Genomic DNA, 2313 nt, shown 5'->3' with positions numbered 1-2313 from the left:
AGAAGACTGGAGAGTGCTTTTCCCATGCTGGAATCCCTGACTTTACAACCCATTGCTCTGATCAATGGCACCGTTAACTTACCCGGTTCTAAAAGTGTTTCTAACCGTGCACTTCTTCTGGCAGCGCTGGCCGAAGGGACGACCCAGCTGAATAACTTGTTAGACAGTGACGACATTCGCCATATGCTCGATGCCTTGCAGGCATTGGGGGTGAATTTCCGCCTTTCGGCTGATCGCACTCAATGTGAAGTGGATGGTGTAGGTGGCAAATTGGTCGCAGACCAACCCTTGGAACTGTTCTTAGGCAATGCGGGTACGGCAATGCGCCCATTGGCTGCGGCACTTTGCTTGGGTAACAGCGACATCGTACTAACCGGCGAACCGCGGATGAAAGAGCGGCCAATTGGCCACTTGGTTGATGCCTTGCGTCAGGGCGGTGCGCAGATTGATTATCTGGAGCAAGAGAACTACCCGCCGGTGCGCTTACGTGGTGGTTTCCGTGGTGGAAAACTGACCGTCGATGGTAGTGTCTCCAGCCAATTTCTGACAGCATTGCTGATGACTGCCCCCTTGGCTGAGCAAGATACCGACATTCAGATTCAAGGCACTCTGGTCTCTAAGCCATACATCGATATTACCCTGCATCTGATGAAAGCCTTCGGTGTTGATGTGGTGCATGAGAACTATCAACTGTTCCATATAAAAAGCGGCCAGACATATCGCACTCCGGGCACTTATTTGGTTGAGGGCGATGCGTCTTCTGCGTCCTATTTCTTAGCCGCTGCGGCAATTAAAGGTGGCACCGTGCGTGTCACGGGTATCGGTAAAAAAAGCGTGCAAGGTGATACCAAATTTGCTGATGTGCTGGAAAAAATGGGCGCAAAAATTAGCTGGGGTGATGACTATATCGAATGTAGCCGTGGCGAATTACAGGGTATCGATATGGATATGAATCACATTCCTGATGCGGCCATGACCATTGCTACCACCGCACTGTTTGCCAATGGCCCGACGGTTATTCGTAATATCTATAACTGGCGGGTAAAAGAGACTGACCGCTTATCTGCGATGGCCACTGAGCTGAGAAAAGTGGGTGCGGAAGTTGAAGAAGGTGAAGACTATATTCGTGTGGTGCCACCCGTGCAATTAATTGCCGCTGAAATAGGGACTTACAATGACCACCGTATGGCGATGTGCTTCTCACTGGTGGCGTTATCTGATACACCGGTGACGATTCTTGACCCTCAATGCACCGCTAAAACCTTCCCTGACTACTTTGAACAATTGGCCAATCTGAGCCAGACAGCCTGACCTTTTTGCGCCGAATTTATTGACCTCTAATGGGTACCCGTCGGTACCCATTCCCTATTTTATAGACGGATAGCAATTTCTTTGTTGGCAAATAAGAATAAATGTTTTTTCTGGCTATCTTTCACATCTCTTCTACACTCCAGCCACGGCTTATGGTTTTATTTTCAGCAACTGAACCACGCGAGGGTAACAGTTCACATCGATGCGGCGTATAATGCTGCTCCTGTGTTTGCCCTGCTGGGTAGACAAGAGGTTTTGCCTACCGAAAGGAGAGAGAAATGACGGCGATAGCCCCGGTGATAACCGTTGATGGACCAAGTGGTGCAGGTAAAGGTACGCTTTGCAAAGCTTTGGCTGAATCGTTGAACTGGCGCTTGCTGGATTCGGGGGCGATTTACCGGGTTTTGGCGTTAGCGGCCCTGCATCATCAGGTTGATATCAGCACCGAAGAGGCATTGGTTCCACTTGCCGCACATCTCGATGTTCGTTTTGTCTCACAGAATGGGCAGTTAAAAGTGATTTTAGAAGGTGAGGATGTCAGCAATGAAATCCGCACCGAAACTGTAGGGAATACTGCATCTCAGGCCGCGGCTTTCCCGCGAGTCCGTGAGGCATTACTACGCCGCCAGCGAGCATTTCGTGAAGCACCGGGCCTGATTGCCGATGGTCGCGATATGGGGACAGTGGTCTTCCCTGATGCGCCGGTGAAAATATTTCTTGATGCAAGTTCGCAAGAACGCGCACACCGACGTATGCTACAGTTGCAGGAAAAGGGGTTTAATGTTAACTTTGAACGTCTTTTGGCCGAGATACAGGAGCGAGACTCTCGTGATCGTAACCGGTCTATTGCACCTTTAGTCCCTGCGGCGGATGCGTTGGTACTGGATTCAACCAGTATGTCCATCGAGCAGGTGATCGAACAGGCGCTGGCTTATGCCCAACGAATTTTAGCGTTGCCGTTGAAAAAATAACGACAATGCGGTCAGTTCTGAGCTCTCAACG

2 protein-coding genes are annotated in these 2313 nt (G+C 50.2%); both read left to right on the top strand.

Annotated features, from left to right (window positions below; genetic code table 11):
* Positions 1–24 precede the first annotated feature (24 nt).
* Positions 25–1311, top strand: coding sequence for a 3-phosphoshikimate 1-carboxyvinyltransferase (aroA, locus tag V1952_RS21275; protein WP_372559335.1), 1287 nt, complete (start codon positions 25–27; stop codon positions 1309–1311).
* Between the two features lie 278 nt (positions 1312–1589).
* Positions 1590–2282 (top strand): (d)CMP kinase, encoded by a 693-nt coding sequence (gene cmk, locus V1952_RS21270; protein WP_050084945.1) that lies wholly within the window; start codon positions 1590–1592, stop codon positions 2280–2282.
* Positions 2283–2313 lie beyond the last annotated feature (31 nt).

Origin of the sequence: Yersinia sp. 2542 StPb PI (assembly GCF_048593855.1) — a bacterium.
GTDB lineage: Bacteria > Pseudomonadota > Gammaproteobacteria > Enterobacterales > Enterobacteriaceae > Yersinia > Yersinia enterocolitica_E.
This window is presented reverse-complemented; position numbering and strand designations above follow the sequence as displayed.

What these genes read in the sequence shown, in the direction of transcription:
- aroA (WP_372559335.1), top strand. Translation starts at nt 25, where the DNA reads ATGCTGGAATCCCTGACTTTACAACCCATTGCTCTGATCAATGGCACC.
- cmk (WP_050084945.1), top strand. Translation starts at nt 1,590, where the DNA reads ATGACGGCGATAGCCCCGGTGATAACCGTTGATGGACCAAGTGGTGCA.